Genomic DNA, 17600 nt, shown 5'->3' with positions numbered 1-17600 from the left:
GCACCGGACTAGCGGCGGGCGCGCGTGTCGGCCGCGTCGACTCGCCGGTCGGCGACCAGGTCGAGCAGGGCGGTCAGATTGTCGGGGTCGGTGGGGTCAACGGCCCCTTCCGGTAGAGCCAGTTCCGTGAGCCGTTGGCCCCGGTGGAAGGCGGCGGGGCGCAGCGGCGGCGCGTCGTCGGGTTGCCCGAGGATGGTGGCGAGGTTTCCGTCGTTGTCGTAGACGGCGTAGTAGCGCATTGGTGGGCTCCTCAGAGGCCGGTCGAGGCGGTCATCCAACTGGTGTTGCTGGTTCTCCTGGTCGCGAATCGTGATGGGTGACGGCGTTCGAGCTTATCCACACGTTCGAAGCTGAGTGTCGGTTTGCGCACTAGTTGCGTTACCCATTCTCGCGCGTTTCCCGCGGCATCGCTGCACGTAGACCGGTATATGGAGACCGCGCGGGATGGTTTGCCCGAGTTAGGCGCACACAGTGGCGAAGGCCGCCCAGAGCACCGGGGAATGCTCGATCCGGCCGGTGTCGCGCCATGCGCTGAGACGGTCGCGCTGCCATTCGGCGATGGCGGTCACGGGGTCGGGTCGCTCGTGCGCCTCGTCGATGGCGCAGATCGTCTCCTGGAGCGGCTGGACCTGCGCCGGTGCGCCCGCGACGCGCTGAAAGGCGAAATCCGTGGGCAGCGGCCACCGGCTGGCGGTGACCAGTTCCGCGCCGCCGGTGATCATCGCGGCGGTCAAGCCGAGCGCTTCGCTGAACCGCAGGTCGCCGCCGCTCTCACAGGCGATCAGCGCGACCCGGCTCGGTATCGGCCACAGTCGTTGTCCGGCAATAGGTTCCGATTCGATGGTGTGCGTTCCGAGCAGGAGGTCTTTGGCCGAGAGCGGCCGGTGGGTGCGGGACGGTTCCGCGAAGCCGACGGCATCGGCGGTGCAGGCGAGATGCAGTTCGGCGTCCTCACTGCGGCCCGATCCGGGCGCGGCGGCGGTGACGTGTCCGACGTACAGCAAGCGGCTCGCGCCCGCGCGCAGGACGGAGCCGAGCCAGTCGCGATCGACATCCGTGCGTCGGAAGGTCTCGACCGGGTTCGCTACCGCGGGGCGCAAGCGGTCGTTCGCGGTGTACATCGCCATTCGTTGTGCGAGCGGGGCTTCAGCGGTCATCCGGCCCAGCACCGAGCCGAGCGTCGAATCGGCGCGGAAGCCGGGAATGCGCGGATCCAGCACCGCGACGACCGGCCGCGCGGCGGTCTCGGTCCAAGTGCGGGCGATCCGTCCGGGCGCTTGCGCGACGCCGGCAGGCGCGAGCAGGCTGACGTCGGCGATGTCGATCAACCGGACGTCGCGATCCGGCGCGATGAGTTCCCACGGCACCTGGGCGACACGCGGCGACGGTTGCAGCCGGATATGCGGGCGCATGCCGCGCTGCCACAGCTCGTAGAGCTGTGCGGCCAGGCCATAAGGCAAAAGCGCTCGCGAAAGCGCCTGTGCGACGGCATATTCCCGTTCGTAGTCGGCGAACGCGCCGGTGGTGAGCGCCTGCTCGAGACCACCGGGCTCGGCGGGACGCGGCAGCGCGTCGGCGAGCAGTCCGACCGCCCGCATCGCCGCGTCCTCCGGGAGCACTCCCGCGCCGCGAGGCGCGCTGTCGTCGGCCCATCGCCACGACACGTAGATGTCTCCCGCGTCCGCCATGCGGACCAGCACCGTCGGTCGCGTCATACCGTCAGCACCCGATCGTCGCGGATCACCCGGCCGTAGCGCTGTTCGGCGGCGGCGATGAACGGCGCGAGCGCGATTCGGCCTTCCGCGGCAAGTGCCAGGCGCGGTGGCGGAGCGACCGGCAGACCCGCTCCGGCCGCGACCTCTGCCAAGGCGGCGCCCAGTTGCAGGGCGGCGTTGCCGGGATGATCGGTGAAGTCCTCCGGCGGGTCGAGCAGATCGAGCGGAAGCCGTGTGCGAGTCGCCCGTTCGGTGCGATCGAGCGCCAAAGCTGTCCCAGCGCACTGTGTTTCGACCAAGTCGGCGACGAGGACACCGTTGCCGGAAAGGTAGGCGAAGCGGAACGCAAGCCGCATCGCGGGGTCGGCGATCTGCCGGTTCCACTGCTCGCGCTGCGTACCGTTCGGCAAGGTGTGGCGCACGGCGTCGATGGCCAGGGCGGCGGGAACGGCGATCCCCACAGCGCGCCAGAGCAACTCCGCGGGCGGCGACTCGGACGCGTCGATCGCGCCTTCCAGCAGCGTCGCGTGCCAGAAATCGAGCTGGGCGCAGTGCAGGCCTAGGCCACGCTCGGCATAGACCGCGAACGCGGCGGCGAGCAATTCCTCGCACTCTGCGACCCGCCCGGACTTGAACGCCACGGTGGCGGAACGAATGCGCAGGTCGGCGGCATCCAGTACGGCGCTGGACGTGACGAAATACGAGAGGCTCCGCCCGTAGAGATCCTGGGCGTCCGCCAGATCGCCGCGGCCCTCGGCGAGAAATCCCATGGTCTTGAGTCCGACCCCGGCCCGATACCCCAGCCCGGCCTGCTCGAAATAGGCCTGACTGGATCGCAGCGGCGCCTCGGCCTCGTCGTACCGCTCGAGGCGGACGAGCATGGTGGCGAGATTCTGTTCGGTCTCGGCGACCGCGTTGCGGTCGCCCGCGGACTCGAACGCGGCGAGCGCTTGCCGCGTGAAATCGACGGCCAAGTCGCGGCGTCCGGTCTCGAAGTAGGTGGCGGCGAGATTCATCAGCGGATGACCCGCCAGTTGCGGCGCGAAACGCCGTGCCGCGTCGAGTGATTCGGTGGCGATCTCGGCGGCGTAGGCCCAGTTCTGCCGGTGCAGTGCGACGGCGGTCAGGGAGAGCAGGCAGGCCACGCGCAGCACACCGAGATCGGTGTCGGTGTTGTCGGCGAGCAAGGCGCGTGCTTGCTCCAGCGCCGCCTGCGCCGCGTCGAGATCGCCCAGATGCTGGAGCGCTTGCGACATGTTGACCAGGGCATTCGGGCGCAATCGCGGTGCGTGTTCGGGCATCTCGGCCAACGCCGAGCGGTAGAGGGCGAGCGAGGCGGCGTGGTCGCCGAGTTCGTCGGCCATGCTCGCGGCGTTGATGATCGCGCCGAGCCGGATATCGCCGGTTGTTCGTTCAGCGGCGTCCTCGAACAGGCGTTTCGCCTCGGCGGGGTCGCCGCGGGTGTATGCGGCGGCGCCAGCGGCGAGCAGTTCCCGGCCGTCGTCCGGAGTCGCCTCGGTCATATCAGAAGTCCGAATCCGACGCGGCAGCGGCGATTTCCGCCAGCAGGAGCGAGTCGGCGGGGTTGCCGGATGCTTCGTCCGCGCGGTGCAGCCGCGTCGTGACCAGGTCGCGAATCCGCGCTCGGCGCGTCGCCGCGTCCGGCTCCTGTTCGTCCACGCCGACGCCCGGGACGTAGATGTGCACGGTCACGCCCGCTTCCGCTCCGGCCGGGGCCGTGCTCTCGGCCCGCCAGAGCTCGCCGTCGCGGATCAGCGGCACGTCGGCGGCGTCTGCCGGAGTGCGAATTCCGGCCCTGGGATGCAGGTGCGCCGGTAGGTCCGTTGGCGAAAGTGGGGCGGCGACCGCGCTCACCCGCACTATCGTGGTCCCCGCCGCGCGCACCACTTCCCAGGACACTGCGCGCTCCGAGGCGTCGAGCAGGCCCGGCGGGCAGCGATGCCAGTCCCAGCCCGCGCTGCCCCTGGCCAGGACGAGAGCGCCGGGCGCGACGATGGTGGCCGGTCCGGCGGCGAGCGCGTAATCCTCCGCGCGGCCGAGTGTCCGTGCGGCCGTGCGTTCTTCGGGAGTCGCGTCGGCGCCGTCGACGATCAGATCGCATTCCTCGCTCAGCGTGGCTATCTCGTCTTCCAGCAGGTCTTCGTCCAGCGGGGCGATGCCGTCCAGAGTCGACGCGGGCCACCAGCGTGCCGCCCAGCGGGCGTAGCCGAGCCGCCAGGCATGCGCGGCGAGGTCGGGCAGTGCGGGCTCGGCCGTGTATTCCCCTGCACTGCCGCTCGTTTCGTCGAGAGCGATGGCCACCTCTGGGCCGTACACCGCCCAGATCCACTCCTGTGCGAGGTCGAGGTCGTCGAGCACCGCCGCCGGGGTCGTCTGCCCGCTGAGCAGGCTCCACGTCAGATGCCCGCCCGCCACCTCGAGCACGAGCACGTCCACCCCGGCCGCGCCGTCCACGACGGTCGGAGCGTCGTCCGGCGCGATGATCCACAGGCCGTCGCGGCGGCGGATGCGTACGGTCGTCATCAGCTCGCCTTCGTTTCCGCCGCGTCCGGCTCACCCACGCTCGCCCGCACGCTCAGCGCCCGCTTGACCCGCGTGCGATGGTCCAGGATCACCGAACGCGCCACACCGTCGAGCAGATCCCACAGCTCGTCCGGATCGTAAACGGCGAACTCTCGGACATCTCTGCCGTGCAAGCGGACCCACAAGCGCCGCAGGTACGGCTGCCACGGCGTGATCAGCTCGGCGGCGATGGCGGCCAGCGGACCGGTGGGCCGCTCGGCGGACACCACCAGCCGCCGCGCCTGCAACACGTATGCTTCCCGCTGCCAGCGGCTGTTCACCACCTGATGCGCCGTGGATTGCGTTGTTTCCGTCGCTGTTTCGGCTAGACGTAGCCGCGGTCGGCCCGTCGACTGTTCACGACGGTGCTCGATGGGCGCCAAACCGGTCGCCAGCGCGGTCCCCGCCGTCGCTGTTACGCGCAGCGACTCGTCCAGCAGCGCCCACGGTGCACAACTCCGCGCGATCTCGGCGTCGACCAGCTCGGGGATCGGCGGCAGCTCCGCGCGCTCGGTGGATGCCTGGAGCACGGTGAACACCCGCTCGTACACGGTGCGATCGAACGGCAGCCCGAGGGTCGATTTCGAGGCCGAAGAACCGATCGCGGGGCGAGGCGGCACCGGATGCGTGGTCAACCCGAGTTCCTGAGCGGACGCCTCCTGCCACAGCCGGATCCCCGCGTGCGTACCCGCATGGGCGGCGATCAGCCGGTCCAGGGTCTCCTGTCCGTCGGCGTCCTTACCGAGTCGTGCGGCCGCACAGGCTTCCAGCAGCTCGTCCACCTCCGCGTCGTGGTCACCGCCCGGCGGGCCGGTGAGCGGACGCCGCCGCCAGGCCAGCTCGAGCAGACCGGCCAGCTCCCGTTCCCGCTCGCGGCCGGTGAGGTATTCCTTCAGCGCTTGCGTGGTGCGTCCGGCGGTGTACTCGTGGATCTCGCGCAGTGCGTCCTCCGCGACTCCGCGCGCCCGCGCCGGATCCGGCATACCCGAGGTGGTCGCCAGCTCGAAACAGCGCTGGAAATACAGATCCTGCGGGTGCCCCTCGGTGATCCGCAGCGTCCGCCGCACCTGCTTGAGCACCGTGAACCAGGCCGCCGTCGCACGCAGTACATCGGCCGCCGCCTGAATGCGCGCCTCCAACAACACCGCGCCATCCGCCGTCAGGATCGGCCCCGCGCACAACGGATGCTGCACGGGCCGGATCACCAACGGGTCGAGCACGAGCTTCACCGTCCGGCGCAGCGGACCCCCGTGCGGGCCGCTGAGCGGTTCGACACCCTCGAGCCTGCGCCACACCTCATCGAGCACCATGGCGCGCGGTCGTCGCATGCGTGCAGTGTATTGCCGCGACTCTCGTCCCGGCGGGTTCGCGGCAACCTCACGACGGATTCCTCGGCGTCGGTCGTACACGAACCGGCGCCGCAAGCAGTCGCGCTGCTACCTGTCCGGAGCACTTATCTCTTCAAGGGCTCCGAGGTGAGCCGTCACCACCAGGAACGGACGTTTCGTATCGGACACCGAATTGTCCACACTCACTGTCGGTTTCAGATCTGCCAGTCGTAACATCCAGCCGCTGACGGCCGAAGAGAACCCTGAACAGGAGGAGATTCTATGAAGAAAGTGTTGACTACCGCTGTACGCGTCGCGGCGGCCGGTGTTTCGGGTTTGGCATTCGTCGCAATTGTCGGTTCCGGGACCGCCCAAGCGGCTCCGCAGGATTGCGTCGTCGAGCGTGACCTTTTCGGTGCGTCGGCGACTTGCCAACCCGACGGAGGAAGCAACTACGTCTTGCACGTCGACTGCTTCGGCCTCTACGCCAGCGGGCCGTTCCCGCAGTATGGTGTCGGCTCCTATCAAGCGCTCAGCTACCCCTTCACGCCGAGCGGCCAGCGCGTCACCACGGGATGCACGGGAATGGGTCCCGGTGTGGTGGCGGTGGCGACCAACGCTTACGTCGAGATTTATCGCGGTTAGGTTCTGTCTCGAAGTGGTGTGACTTCGAACTGGGTGTGGCTTACCGCACACCATTGAATCCGGGGCCTAAGGTCTGACTCGGTCCGCCCATCGGGGGCAGCTGAGTGGAGGGATTCGAAGAATGAAGTTCGAGAAGATCACCGCTGCCGTTTTCCTGGCCGTCTCGGCCGTGGGTATCACCGCGGCGACCGCCCATGCGGAACCGGCCATAACGGAGCAGCCGACTGCGGGGTACACGACTTCCGGTGTGGATCACGGAATCCCCTACGAGATCAATGTTTCGCCAGTCGACGGCGTCGTTACCACTACCGTCGAGAACGGCAGGTTCGAGATCGCACAGAACGGTGCGGTGGTGCTCGAGTCCGGCGACGGAGCGGCAGTGACCGAAGTGCCGCAACAGTACGACGTCGACGGGCATTCGATCGCGATCGCGCAGCACATCGGCGCGGACGGCCGCACCCTGACCTCGACACCGACCGCAGAAGATACCGCGCAGCTGAAGGACATCAGCTCCTACGACCGGCTCAAGGAGCAGATCAACAAGAACCTGCCCGGCGTCGTCGCCGGTGCCATCGTGGGCGGTCTCCTCGGGGCGTGCGTGATCCTGGTCTGGGGAGTCAGCATCCCCATCGGTGCGCTGATCGGTGGAACCATCGGCGGATACGCCATGGGCGGCCCGGAGTTCCTCGATGCCGTACAGGCGTTCGTCGCCAACCAGGGCAGATGAGATAGCGGCCGACTCGACACGGCCGGTCGCCCGCGGACCCGGCCGCACGGTACGAGCCCTCCCGCTGTGCACGACCGCGACGAGGACATCACTGGAAGGTTCGCAGTCTGCGACGCCCGTGTTGTGCCGGTGACACCAGATCTAGTGACACTAGATTGTCAAGCAATGCTACAGTCGGTATATGGGGATCCAGACGCGACGAGAACGTGAGCGCGCCGAGCGGCACCGGCTGATCATCGATACCGCTCGGGAGTTGGCCGAGTCGCAGGGCTGGGACGCGGTGACTGTGCGCAGGCTGGCGGAACGGATCGAATACAGCCAGCCTGTGCTGTATTCGCATTTCGCGGGCAAGGATGAGATCGTCACGGCGGTCGCCGAGGAGGGTATCGCGGAGATGGCCGCGTGGAGCCGCGCGGCGTTGGAGTCCGCGGGCGGTGAGCCGCGCGCGGCGTTGGCGGCGGTGGCGCGGTCCTACCTCGAGTTCGCGACCGCGCGGCCCGCGCTCTACGACGCGATGTTCCTGATGAAGGTGAACCTCGCGTTCGGCGAGAATGCCTCGCAGCCGCTGCGGGACGCGTTCGCCGTCATGTTCGCTGCCTTCTCACCGTTCGCGGGCGAGCACGATCCGGAGACTTTCACCGAGGTCGGCTGGAGCGCCCTGCACGGCCTGGCGACCCTGGACCGCGGCGGACGTCTGCGACCGGCTCAGCGGGACGCCCGTGTGGCGGTGTTGATCGACCAGTGGACCCGGTAGACCTCTGCCGTGGTGAGCGCACCGATCTGGGGTCGTCATTTCTGCCCTGGCCTGCGCGTTCCCAGAACTCTTGTCTCCCAGAGACTCTTCATCCCTGATTTCGTCGCGTAGTTCCGTACGCGGTTTGTGACCGATTCGCGGTTTCGGCGAGCCGCGGTTTCCTGTTTCCGGTGCGCCGAATCCAGGTCGGGCCGGAAACGGCCATTTTTCGCCCCATCGCATCGCGCGGTACGCGGCAGAGGGGTGCGTCTGTACGGGTGGCCTCGGTGTGCGGCCGTGATGCCGCCGCTCGAGCTGCGGCGGCGTCACCGGGCAGCAGGTCGGCTCGTCCGCGTCGAGGTGGGGGTTGTCGGGTGCCGTCGATCGCCGAACCCGAAGCGGTCGGGCTGCCCGCAACTCGGTCGACGAGGGCCGGGACGGTAATGAGCCCCAGTCCTACCGGCGGATCCGGCGGACCGAAGACCTGTCAGCGTCAGGTGACCGGCTTGCCGGGCGACGGTGTCCGCTCGGTCGGAACACGCATGTGCGGCTTGCTGATCCGAGCGGGACCCTGCGGTAGCGATCTGAAATCTAGCAAAGCTAGACAAGATAGCGAGCGAATGTTACCGTTGCTCCAGTTCCTAACGACGCTAGAATTTTGAAAGGGAGCCGAGAATGCTCATCGTCACCGGCCAGATCATCGCCGCCGTCGCCGTTGTCTCGAATGCCATCGTCTATGGCACCGATGTCTCCGTGGCCATGATCACCCGATCGGTCTACCGCAAGCTCGACGACGCGACCGTGACCATGAGTGCGGGATGGGGTCACTACTACGGCGACAGACGCATGCCGGTCGTCGGCGTGGTCGGTGTGGTCAGCGCGGTACTCACGCTGCTGATCGCGTTGTGGGCCGGGCAGATCGGCGCCGCTGTTGCGGCGGGGATCACGGTGGCGGCACTGCTCACCTGGCTGGCCTTCTACGTCCGCATCGCCAAGCCGATCAATTCCCAGCAGACCGCCGCCGCGCGAAGCGGCATCATCCCGGCCAATGCCCGTGCCCTGCAGGACAAGTGGGACAGCATTCTGAAATACCGGGTCACCCTGCAGTTCGTCGCCATCGCCGGACTGTGCGCCGCGCTGATCCTGTTCTGACCTCAGAGCACGCGGCAGGCAACAGCTTGCGCTTCCCGCGCCCGACAACTCACAGCTGATCGCCGGGCGCACATCTGATATCGAATCCACCAAGGAGTAACCGACATGACCTTCACCATCAACGAACAGCAATTCCTCGCCGAGGCCGGGATCGGTCGGCTGGCCACGGTGTCGCCCGACGGCGTCGTGCAGAACAACCCGACCAGCTATCGGGTGAACGCCGACGGCACGATCGACATCGGGGGCATGCGGATGCGCGCCAGTCGAAAGTACCGCAATGTCGAGGCAGGCAGCCGGGTCTCGTTCGTCATCGACCAACAGGTTTCATTGGAGCCATACGTGATTCGCGGCATCGAGGTACGCGGCACCGCCGAGGCGCTCGATGACGAGGAGCCACCGTTCCACCCCCAGGAACGCGCGATCATCCGAATTCACCCCGAACAGGTCATCTCCTGGGGCATCGACGGCGGACCCTTCGACTTCACCAGTCGCCGCGCCGAGTAGCGAGGCATCGTGGGCTTCCCACGAGGAAGGCCGTCACCGACCGTCCGCCTCAATCGACCGACCTCCGGCACGGCCGGAACCGACAGATCGCGCTCACACCCCTCATCGCGCTCACGCCTGCGGCCGGTAAGGCCCTCGAAGAGAATTCGGTGGAAGACGACATGCCGAGCCAACCAGAAGTCGGCCCAGTCGCGGACGTACTGAACAGGAAGCTCCCACTCCGGGCAACATGCACGCCGGGGAGCTCATCGAAGAGTCAGCAGGGCCGTGGATCATCGGTCGAGGCGAAGTTCCAGCAGGCAACGCTGTTCGGTCAGGTCGGCCACCGTGTCGAGGGTCAGGCCGTGGGCCGTGGCGAGCGTGCGGAATTCCTCGATGCGGCGTTCGCGTCCGCCGAAGATCACGAGCATGGCCAGGTCGAACTCGGTGCCCGCGTGGCGGTCTCCGACCGGTTCGATGATCATGATCCGGCCGTCGGGGTGGACTGCTTCGGCGCAACGGGCCAGGATGCGGTGCGCGTGGTCGTCGTCCCAATCGTGCAGGATGTCACACAGCAGGTAGGCGTGTGCTCCTCGCGGCAGGGGCTCGAAGAAGCTGCCTGTGCTGACGCGGGCCCGGTCGCCGAGTTGGAGGGCGGCGAAGGTGTGTACCGCTGCGGTGGCGGTGGGTTCGAGTTCGACCAGACGTCCACGGACGCCGGGGTAAGCGGCCAGGATCGCGGCGAGCAGGGCGCCTCGCCCGCCGCCGACGTCGATGATGGTTGGGAAGCGTGCCCAGTCGACTGCGGTGACGATGCGGGGGATCTGGTCGGTGAACCGGTCGATCATCTGCTGGTCGAACGATTCCCGCAGGTGTGGGTGCTGGTCGAGGTCGGCCCAGAAGTCCTGTCCGTAGCGGCGGGTGTAGCCGGCTTGCCCGGTGGTGATGCTGTGCAGCAGTTCGGCGAACGCGAGTTCGGCCCGGCCGCCGGCTTTGTTCAGGTGCAGCAGGTTGTTCAAGCCGTTGGCTGCGTCGGCGCACAGGGCCTGCCCGTAATCGGTGGTGCGGTGGCCGGTGGGCGAGTGTTCGACGATGCCCAGGACCACGAGGTGGTTCAGCAGAAGTTCCAGTGCGACTTGGGGGACCCCGAGTTCGACCGCCAGAAGCTCGGTGCTGGTGCCGTCACCACGCAGCCGGTCCGGTATTTCTAGGGTAACCGCGACACGTAGTGCCATCGGTGTGGCCAGGGAAGCCTGGCTCCGAAGCGCGGGGACATGGTGAGTATTCACGCGGGGTAACTGTGGCACACACTCAACGATGGCTCGACGCGAAAGACGGTGAGGACGATGGCACGTAATTGGAAGGATGTGAAGACTGACGTGCATGCGCAGGGGCTCATCGATCCGTCGCATGTCGCCGAGGCGAAGCTAGAGATCGAAGGGGCGCAGCGGGCTTGTCGGCTGGCGCAGGTCCTTATGGCTCAGGAGCGCACGGAGTGAGATCGCCGAGGCGATGGGTGTTACGCAGGCGCGGGTGTCCAATATCAGTCGTAGCCAGTCACCGGTTTGTGGCGGGTCCGTTCCAGGAGAATTCGGTCGACCAAGTGAGTCCTGCAGTGTGGTCGGTGACGGTCAATTCGAAAAACCATGGTGTATCGGCGATGTCGTCGGAAAGCGGTACCTGGAAGGTTCTCATCGTCCGTGTCGCGGACGTCGATTCACCGGACACGATCTTCCAGGTGCCGAAGTTGGCTTGCAGGACGGCATCGACCTGGTAATCCCAGATCGAGTGTGCGTGCTCACCGAGCGCGGTGGCGGAGTAGAGGAACTCGATGCCGTGGGGATCGAGTATGACCGGTCCGATCCATGCCTCGACCGATGCGTCCGCGTCGGTGAGTATGGCCGGATCGGTCAGCAGGGCCAATCGGCCTCGTGGGTCGGTCAGCGGGGCGCTGTAGACGGTGTCGTTCGGCCAGGACAGTCGTTTCACCCATGGGCCATCTGTGGTGAGATCGTCGACGGTCAATTCGATATCGACCGACGCCGCGTCCGGGTCGAGATCGGGCAGTGTGAAGGTGGTGCGGGCATGGGTGTCGGAAGAGTGGCTGCTCCAGCCCACCCTGGTGGGGATCCCGTCGGCCAGCGCCGACACCCCGACAGGGTGGTCACGCAGCGACGGCGCGTCCGGTCCGACCGCTTGCGCGTCGAAGGCCATCCGCAGCCCGGTGGGTGTGCGCAGCGTCGATCCCGCCCAACTCAGGATCCCGTTGCTGCCATCGGATACGAATTCCGGTGGCGCCCACACTGCTAGGACGCGTTCAGTAGTGCGGTCGCGATTGTTCGGTGACATTCTCGGCAGTGCTCCTCGGGATCGCGGTGATGGCTGCGGAACGGCCGGTTCGGGCCTGATCAACGTAACAGTGACGCTCACCCACCGCGGCGGCTGCGTGCCAGATTCACTCGGCACGCAGCCGCCGCGGCGATCAGGATGATTCGGCCGCGTGGTTCATAATGTGTTACTCCCTACCTTCGACATCGCCGCAGGCCAGCGAGAACACCTCCGATATCGCGGATGTCGCGTGTGGGCCGGCGTTGATCCAGCCCTTCGCTCGGTACCTGTTGGTGGTGCTAGTTCGGCACCGATCGTTGTTGTAGTGCAGAACGACCACAGGTTTTCCCTGGTCGGCTGCGGGGCTCTGCCTCCGCAGCACCTGCACCCACGTACCGCCGACCTGCGTCTCGAGCTGCACGGTGACCACGTGCGGGTGCCAGTCGTTACCGGTGCACTGCGAGGTCATCCCCCATTCGATGAACCCGTTCACGTCCCTGATCACATGGAAGTTCCCAGCGCATACGCCCGACCCCGCGGCCGCAGTCGCCGAGTTCGTGATCAATCCCGCCGCCGTGAACGCGCTGACAACAAGAGCCGCCACGACAGACTTACCAACCTTCATAAGAATTCCCCCAGATCGAGCGTTTGGTACTGAGCCGTAAGCTCTTTCGGTGTCTGCCACGCGTTGCTGCTCGCCCAGAACCGTGATGACACTGAATATGACGCACCTCAACCCGGTCTGGTTCCATTCGATCCGAACCAAACTGCTCGAACTCGAAGCCGAGGCTGCACCCTAGGTGGATAAGCCCCAGCAAGATCAGCAGCAGACCCGTGAGGTGGCTGTCTACCCACACCGCGCACTCGAAGCCTCGTGCCCTCCCTCCGCGTGGGCCGATCCGGCGACCGGGCACCGCCCCCGACGGGGACGTAGTCGTTCAGGACGTGGTCCGGCGAGTGTGTCCGAGGCAATTGCCGGGGTCGCCCCGCCTGACGGCTTGACCCTCACGCAGCGTGAGGCTGGAGGGTGGGGTGCATGAGTGATTACTACAGCGCGTTCGAGATCAGTCCCGTGCCCGCTCCCGGCCCGGACGCGGTCCCGCCGAAGCCGTTTCGTGGCATTTATGGAATGCCCGCGTTCGTGACTATCCCCACGAGCGATTTGGCGGCGTCGGTGGATTTCTGGATTCGTGGGCTCGGGTTCTTCGAGCTGTTCAGCATTCCCGGTCGGGTTGTGCATCTGCGCCGGTGGGCCTTTCAGGACGTACTCCTCGTCCCGGCGGGGAGCGTTCCGGAGCAGGCGCCGGCGGTGAGCTTCAGTTTCGCGTGCGTGCTCAGCCAGGTCGATTCCCTTGTTGAGAACTGTCGTGCGTTGCGCCCGAACTCGGTCGATGGTCCACGGGATACCCCTTGGAACACCCGTGACGTGGAGGTGATCACCCCCGAGAACGTGCGGATCGTTTTCACCGCGGCGAAGCCCTTCGATCCGGCCAGTCCGGAGGCGCGGAATCTCGAGGCCGTCGGGATCACCCCACCGGGTGTCGGTCGCGGCGACAATGTTGAGCATGCCTGATGCCACTGACGCCGATGGCCTGACTGTCGGTCAGGTCTCGACGCGTCTGGGCGTGACGGTCCGCGCGCTGCACCACTGGGATGAGATCGGTCTGGCGCGCCCGTCGCTGCGGACGGTTGTCGGATATCGGCTCTACACCGCAGGTGATCTGGAACGCCTGCACCGCATCGTCGTCTACCGTGAGCTCGGTCTCGGCCTGGACAGGATCCGGGCCATCTTGGACGATTCGGCCGCAGACGTGCCCGGCGCATTGCGCGCGCAGCGCATCCAGATCGCCGAACGGATCGACCGGCTCCAGCAACTCGGCGCCGGACTGGATCGGATGATCGACGCCCACGAGCGCGGCCTGCTGCTGACCGTGGAGCAGCAGGCCGCGATCTTCGGCCCCCAGTGGCAGCCGGACTGGCCCGCCCAAGCCCGTCAGCGCTACGGAGACACGACGCAATGGCAGCAGTACGCCGAACGCGCAGCCTCTCGCGGTCCGGAGGAATGGCAGGCCATCGCCGACGCCATGGCCGACCTCGACCGTGCTCTCGGGGATGCGATGGAAGCCGGGGTCACACCGGGGAGCCCAGAAGCGAATCAGCTCGTCGAGCGGCACCGCGAAGTTTTCGCTTCGTACTTTCCACTCACCAGGCGGATGCAGGTCTGTCTCGGCCGCAGGTACGAGGCTGAACCGGGATTCGCCGCCCACTACGACGGCATCCGCGCAGGCCTTGCCACGTGGTTCCGTCGAATCATCGACGCCAGCGCGCGCGCCCACAACATTGATCCCGACACCGCGACCTGGGAGTAGAGCGGGGCGGAGTCATCCGAAACGGATGAACGATCGCACGGGTTGTCAGAGGCCGCGGAGGCCTTTGCCGAAGACGACGGTGCCCATGATGAGCAGCACGATGGCCAACACCAAGTGGCTGTTGGCCTGGAGCCGATTGCGCAGGCGTTCGAGCGGGGTGCGTAGCCGGTCGGCGGCGAGGATGTAGCCGAGAATCACGGCCAGCACGCTGGAGGCGGCGAGCAGAGTGAAGACGGCGACGGCGACCACCTGGCCGCCGATGCTGGTGTTGCTGGAGCCGATGATCACGCCTGCCGACAGGCACAGCAGCAGATTCTTCGGGTTCACGGCCGACAACAAGATCCCCAGCCCGGTGGCCCTGGCGACGGTGAGTCGGTCGACCGCGCGCATCCACCCGGGTACCTCGGTATCGGTGCGCGACCGCCACTGTGCCACGGCCAGCGCGAGGAGCAGTATCCCGAGCACGATCTTGACCCATGCGCCCGCCGTCGAGGGTTGCCGATCAGCCGAACCGCCCAGCGACCCGGACACCAGCGCCACAAGCGTTGTCGCCGCGAGGATGCCCACGACCCAGCCGAGCGCGAACCCGCGACCGGCTCCGCCCGCGTGGGCCGACAGGATCATCAAGATCGCCGCGATGATCGGAATCGGTGAGATCGCGACCCCGACCGCGAGAGGCAACAGATCGCCCAGGACAGCGCCCATCTTCCGAACCCTAGAGCAGCCACCGCGCCGTTCAGGGGATGCGGACCTTTGTCGGCGGCCTTCGTAACCACCCTGTGCCTTGGCCAGGTTCCGGCGTGGCGATTTCAAATGCTCCAGGGCCACCTTCTGTAGTCAATTCGTGGTGGGTTGCTCCCGATACTGGTCGACGAGGTGCTGGTAGAAGGCGTTCTCTGGCGATTCCAGCGAGATGGCTCGCAAGCCGAGGGTGACCTTCCGGCCGACTACTGTCGAGTATCCGTCCTGGTCGATGCCGAGATCCTCTGCGACCGCCAGTACCAGTTCATCCAGCTCGTCATCGGTCACAGAGACGGCGAGACGGCATTCGACCGGGACGCGCGTCGGGTCGTACGCGTCGCCCCACGCGCGCTGAGCGAACTCATCGACCGCGGTGACCGGTCCGAAGCTGGTAAAGCACGGGATACGGTTCCAACCGCGGATCCGATGGGTGCTCTCTTCGAGCGCCATCGCGATGGGGTGGATTCCCTCGCCGTCGAGGGTGCTGGGCCCGGTCACGTCCGGCAGCCCGAGTCCTATCGCGAACTCCCACACTTGGTGTTCGTCGTCGTCCACGTACAACCTCCTGTTATTTCTTCGATGAACTCTCGACGCGGCAGCACGCCGCAGCAGCGCGTCGAGCCTGAGCTCTACGCACCCGAACAGACCCGAGCTACTCTGCTGAACTCGTGCAGTCCGCTTCCGACACCGGCGATGCCGAGGCAGCATTCGTTCGGTACCAAGCGGCGGCGCCGAATCGGCACGGCCGCTATCCGGGTGTATTCGCCCTGGTCAACGGTTTGGCGTGGTCGGGATTCCTCACCGTCGAGCAGGAGGCGTTCCGGCGACGTGAAAATAGTTGGTATCGGGAACATCTCATCGATCCCGGACAACTCGATTTCTCGCCCTACGACCGAACCCGCCACCCTCGGGCAGAAGCATGGTTCAAGTCCTCAGCCACTCGGTTCATCGCCCCTGTGGACGGCTACCTCGCGATACTGGACGCCCACGGCGTCGCATGGACTCGTCTGGAATCGGATGACCCAGGTCATGTTCTCTACGACGATCCCTACCAGGTCATCGTCACCCCTCGCTGATTCCGACTCGGACGTATGTAGTTCGCATGGTGGGAAGACCACGAGTGGCACATGGCTGCGGCAAAGCCCGAGAGCCCTCTCCACCATGTGCCACTCGCGGATCTCTTCCTGTTGGCGTTGAGCGTTCATGGTCCGTCGTAGAGGCGCTCGTTCGGCAACCGACGTAGGCCGGTCGTGTCGCCGGGGATCACCTCGACGGAGTCGACGAAGCGTCGCCGGTGCTGCTCTTGGAGGAACCATAGTGCGGATGTGAGGCAGGCGGCGAAGTCCAGGCGGTGACCGTCGATCACCACCGCCAGGCGCACGTCCGGCTGCTCCGGGTGCGGCGACACTTGCTCTCGGGTGTGGTCGAGGGCCGGTTGGTGCTTGCGCCGCACGGAAGAGTCCGCGTGGGCGGCTTGCATGATCACTCGCCGACGATGATCTTCGGAAGTACCGAGGAGCGCGCCCCCTGGACGCTCCGATTTCCTCAGTTTGTACAGCGCCGCTATGTAGGTGGCGCAGGTCATGGGTGGGCAATCTTGGTGATGGTGGTAGGCCGTGCGCGCGGCCTCGTAGCTTTGCATCGGCCAGTGCGGGTTGTTGTGGTCCAACCACGAAAGCGTCCGGGCGAGGACGTTGGTGTCGTAGCACGGTCCGCTCGGGTCGGCCTCGGCATCGCCGTTGGCTGCCATCTTGTTCGAACACCTCCCGCGAAACGGCGGCACGGAGCCGCGACGGAATTTCGGAGTTAAGTGCGTATGGCCGCCACGCTTCAGATGCAGGCCGCAGCGGTTACGCCGGAATCGGCTCCGCGTGCGCCCACGGATCGCGGCGCGGCTCGGTGAGGTCACACATGTGCTGGATATCGGCGTCGGATGGGAGCGGTCGGCTCGCGGCCAGTTCCAGATAGAGCTTTTCGGCGCAGGTGACGCGGTAATCCAGGATGGCGGCGCTCACGAAGAAGCAGATCGCGAGCCACGAGACGACGCCGAAGGCGATGAGCACAGAGATCATTGCGCTATCGGCCATAGCGCGGAGCCGGTGTTTGTGGAGCCACTTCCGACCATGCCCGCACGGCATCGATGACAGCGAGGCCGGATGGAAGGAAGGCGCTCCGAGCCGGGACAATCCATTGCCGGATCGACCCGTTCGGGCTGGGGGAGGGCAGTGCGATGACGGCTCCCTCTCGCGCGATGCTCACGTCCCTGCGGAACATCTCAGCGAACAGTTTGACGTCGTCGTCTTCGATGTCGGGACTGATGAGGAACGTCCAGCGACCCGAACGCGGGTGTCCGACAATTGGTCCGAGCGCGACGCCTCTGCTCTGCATGTGCGCTTTCACCGCTCGCCCCAACCTGCTGGGCATCGTCACCGCCCACACCGAACCGGCGCGCATCACGATCCGGCCGAGTTCCGGTGGGTCGATCACGGCGTTGAAACCGCAACTCCTGCGGTAGAACATGCAACGGGAACGCGGTGTGTCCCCGAACTCTCCTTCGTCCATCGGTAGGCCTCAGCTCACATCGACTGGCGGGTTAGGTGCGCCCGGCCCGGCCACCCATGCTGGGCGGTGAACCGGTGTCGGGAACGTGAGCGGAAGATCGCCGCCGCCTGCTCACGCCGCCGGGCGCACTACAAGGAGACAACCAAAACCCGTGCCGTCGCGACTGTTTCATCGCAAACGTTTCCAAAAATCTGGCGCTGTTTTAGTTGTTGCGGCATCCTTGTTCGAGTTGCA

Annotated in this window: 22 protein-coding genes; 9 read left to right on the top strand and 13 right to left on the bottom strand. The window is 66.5% G+C overall.

From position 1 onward, the window contains the following. Positions 1–8 precede the first annotated feature (8 nt). The 5 genes from ABZ824_RS10760 to ABZ824_RS10740 all read right to left on the bottom strand — a co-directional run bounded on the left by ABZ824_RS10760 (position 9) and on the right by ABZ824_RS10740 (position 5608). A complete protein-coding gene (locus ABZ824_RS10760; RefSeq protein WP_355071223.1) occupies positions 9–239 on the bottom strand; it encodes a hypothetical protein in 231 nt (76 codons plus the stop codon). 219 nt (positions 240–458) lie between these two features. Then, positions 459–1715 (bottom strand): CHAT domain-containing protein, encoded by a 1257-nt coding sequence (locus ABZ824_RS10755; protein ID WP_356963069.1) that lies wholly within the window; start codon positions 1713–1715, stop codon positions 459–461. Then, the gene (locus ABZ824_RS10750; RefSeq protein WP_356963068.1) at positions 1712–3238 is read right to left on the bottom strand and encodes a tetratricopeptide repeat protein; all 1527 of its coding nucleotides are present in this window, start codon (positions 3236–3238) and stop codon (positions 1712–1714) included. The genes ABZ824_RS10755 and ABZ824_RS10750 overlap by 4 nt, the downstream gene beginning before the upstream one ends. A gap of 1 nt (position 3239) precedes the next feature. Then, positions 3240–4259: a hypothetical protein gene (locus ABZ824_RS10745; protein ID WP_356963066.1), complete on the bottom strand. Its 1020-nt coding sequence runs from the start codon at positions 4257–4259 to the stop codon at positions 3240–3242. Continuing rightward, positions 4259–5608, bottom strand: coding sequence for a hypothetical protein (locus tag ABZ824_RS10740; RefSeq protein WP_356963486.1), 1350 nt, complete (start codon positions 5606–5608; stop codon positions 4259–4261). Before ABZ824_RS10740 ends, ABZ824_RS10745 begins: the two co-directional genes overlap by 1 nt. 300 nt (positions 5609–5908) lie before the next feature. On the opposite strand from ABZ824_RS10740, the gene ABZ824_RS10735 reads away from it, so the two are divergent. From ABZ824_RS10735 to ABZ824_RS10715, 5 genes are all read left to right on the top strand, one after another. Continuing rightward, positions 5909–6271: a hypothetical protein gene (locus ABZ824_RS10735; RefSeq protein ID WP_356963064.1), complete on the top strand. Its 363-nt coding sequence runs from the start codon at positions 5909–5911 to the stop codon at positions 6269–6271. Between the two features lie 121 nt (positions 6272–6392). Next, positions 6393–6998 carry a hypothetical protein gene (locus tag ABZ824_RS10730; protein ID WP_356963062.1) on the top strand — a complete coding sequence of 202 codons (606 nt, stop codon included), beginning with the start codon at positions 6393–6395 and terminating at the stop codon, positions 6996–6998. A gap of 181 nt (positions 6999–7179) precedes the next feature. Beyond that, positions 7180–7752 carry a TetR/AcrR family transcriptional regulator gene (locus ABZ824_RS10725; RefSeq protein WP_355071236.1) on the top strand — a complete coding sequence of 191 codons (573 nt, stop codon included), beginning with the start codon at positions 7180–7182 and terminating at the stop codon, positions 7750–7752. Between the two features lie 654 nt (positions 7753–8406). Next, entirely contained in the window at positions 8407–8883 is a 477-nt protein-coding gene (locus tag ABZ824_RS10720) for a DUF1772 domain-containing protein (protein ID WP_356963060.1), read from the top strand. A 105-nt stretch (positions 8884–8988) separates the two neighbouring features. After that, the gene (locus ABZ824_RS10715) at positions 8989–9387 is read left to right on the top strand and encodes a PPOX class F420-dependent oxidoreductase (RefSeq protein ID WP_355071240.1); all 399 of its coding nucleotides are present in this window, start codon (positions 8989–8991) and stop codon (positions 9385–9387) included. A 272-nt stretch (positions 9388–9659) separates the two neighbouring features. Here ABZ824_RS10715 and ABZ824_RS10710 read toward each other — a convergent pair whose 3' ends face one another. After that, positions 9660–10601 (bottom strand): methyltransferase, encoded by a 942-nt coding sequence (locus ABZ824_RS10710; RefSeq protein WP_356963058.1) that lies wholly within the window; start codon positions 10599–10601, stop codon positions 9660–9662. A 111-nt stretch (positions 10602–10712) separates the two neighbouring features. On the opposite strand from ABZ824_RS10710, the gene ABZ824_RS10705 reads away from it, so the two are divergent. Then, positions 10713–10865: a hypothetical protein gene (locus tag ABZ824_RS10705; RefSeq protein ID WP_356963056.1), complete on the top strand. Its 153-nt coding sequence runs from the start codon at positions 10713–10715 to the stop codon at positions 10863–10865. 58 nt (positions 10866–10923) lie between these two features. Here the strand turns inward: ABZ824_RS10705 and ABZ824_RS10700 are convergent, their stop codons facing one another. Next, entirely contained in the window at positions 10924–11715 is a 792-nt protein-coding gene (locus ABZ824_RS10700; protein ID WP_356963054.1) for a hypothetical protein, read from the bottom strand. A 166-nt stretch (positions 11716–11881) separates the two neighbouring features. After that, positions 11882–12319 carry a hypothetical protein gene (locus tag ABZ824_RS10695; protein WP_356963052.1) on the bottom strand — a complete coding sequence of 146 codons (438 nt, stop codon included), beginning with the start codon at positions 12317–12319 and terminating at the stop codon, positions 11882–11884. A gap of 504 nt (positions 12320–12823) precedes the next feature. Here ABZ824_RS10695 and ABZ824_RS10690 point away from each other — a divergent pair. Together ABZ824_RS10690 and ABZ824_RS10685 are read left to right on the top strand one after the other, a co-directional pair. Next, positions 12824–13267 carry a VOC family protein gene (locus tag ABZ824_RS10690; protein WP_356963051.1) on the top strand — a complete coding sequence of 148 codons (444 nt, stop codon included), beginning with the start codon at positions 12824–12826 and terminating at the stop codon, positions 13265–13267. Further along, a complete protein-coding gene (locus ABZ824_RS10685; RefSeq protein ID WP_356963049.1) occupies positions 13260–14063 on the top strand; it encodes a MerR family transcriptional regulator in 804 nt (267 codons plus the stop codon). Before ABZ824_RS10690 ends, ABZ824_RS10685 begins: the two co-directional genes overlap by 8 nt. A gap of 45 nt (positions 14064–14108) precedes the next feature. Here ABZ824_RS10685 and ABZ824_RS10680 read toward each other — a convergent pair whose 3' ends face one another. Together ABZ824_RS10680 and ABZ824_RS10675 are read right to left on the bottom strand one after the other, a co-directional pair. Next, entirely contained in the window at positions 14109–14768 is a 660-nt protein-coding gene (locus tag ABZ824_RS10680) for a GAP family protein (RefSeq protein WP_356963047.1), read from the bottom strand. A gap of 132 nt (positions 14769–14900) precedes the next feature. After that, entirely contained in the window at positions 14901–15359 is a 459-nt protein-coding gene (locus ABZ824_RS10675) for a hypothetical protein (RefSeq protein WP_356963046.1), read from the bottom strand. 113 nt (positions 15360–15472) lie between these two features. On the opposite strand from ABZ824_RS10675, the gene ABZ824_RS10670 reads away from it, so the two are divergent. Then, entirely contained in the window at positions 15473–15880 is a 408-nt protein-coding gene (locus ABZ824_RS10670; protein WP_356963044.1) for a hypothetical protein, read from the top strand. 125 nt (positions 15881–16005) lie between these two features. Here the strand turns inward: ABZ824_RS10670 and ABZ824_RS10665 are convergent, their stop codons facing one another. The 3 genes from ABZ824_RS10665 to ABZ824_RS10655 form a co-directional block, all read right to left on the bottom strand. After that, complete coding sequence (locus tag ABZ824_RS10665) at positions 16006–16554, bottom strand: hypothetical protein (RefSeq protein ID WP_356963042.1); 549 nt, start codon at positions 16552–16554, stop codon at positions 16006–16008. 100 nt (positions 16555–16654) lie between these two features. After that, the gene (locus ABZ824_RS10660) at positions 16655–16876 is read right to left on the bottom strand and encodes a hypothetical protein (protein WP_356963041.1); all 222 of its coding nucleotides are present in this window, start codon (positions 16874–16876) and stop codon (positions 16655–16657) included. 4 nt (positions 16877–16880) lie between these two features. Then, positions 16881–17366, bottom strand: a complete 486-nt coding sequence (locus tag ABZ824_RS10655; protein WP_356963040.1) for a DNA-directed RNA polymerase subunit beta — start codon at positions 17364–17366, stop codon at positions 16881–16883. Positions 17367–17600 lie beyond the last annotated feature (234 nt).

The sequence above is a fragment of the Nocardia sp. NPDC047038 genome, assembly GCF_040644075.1.
Lineage (GTDB): Bacteria > Actinomycetota > Actinomycetes > Mycobacteriales > Mycobacteriaceae > Nocardia > Nocardia sichangensis.
This window is presented reverse-complemented; position numbering and strand designations above follow the sequence as displayed.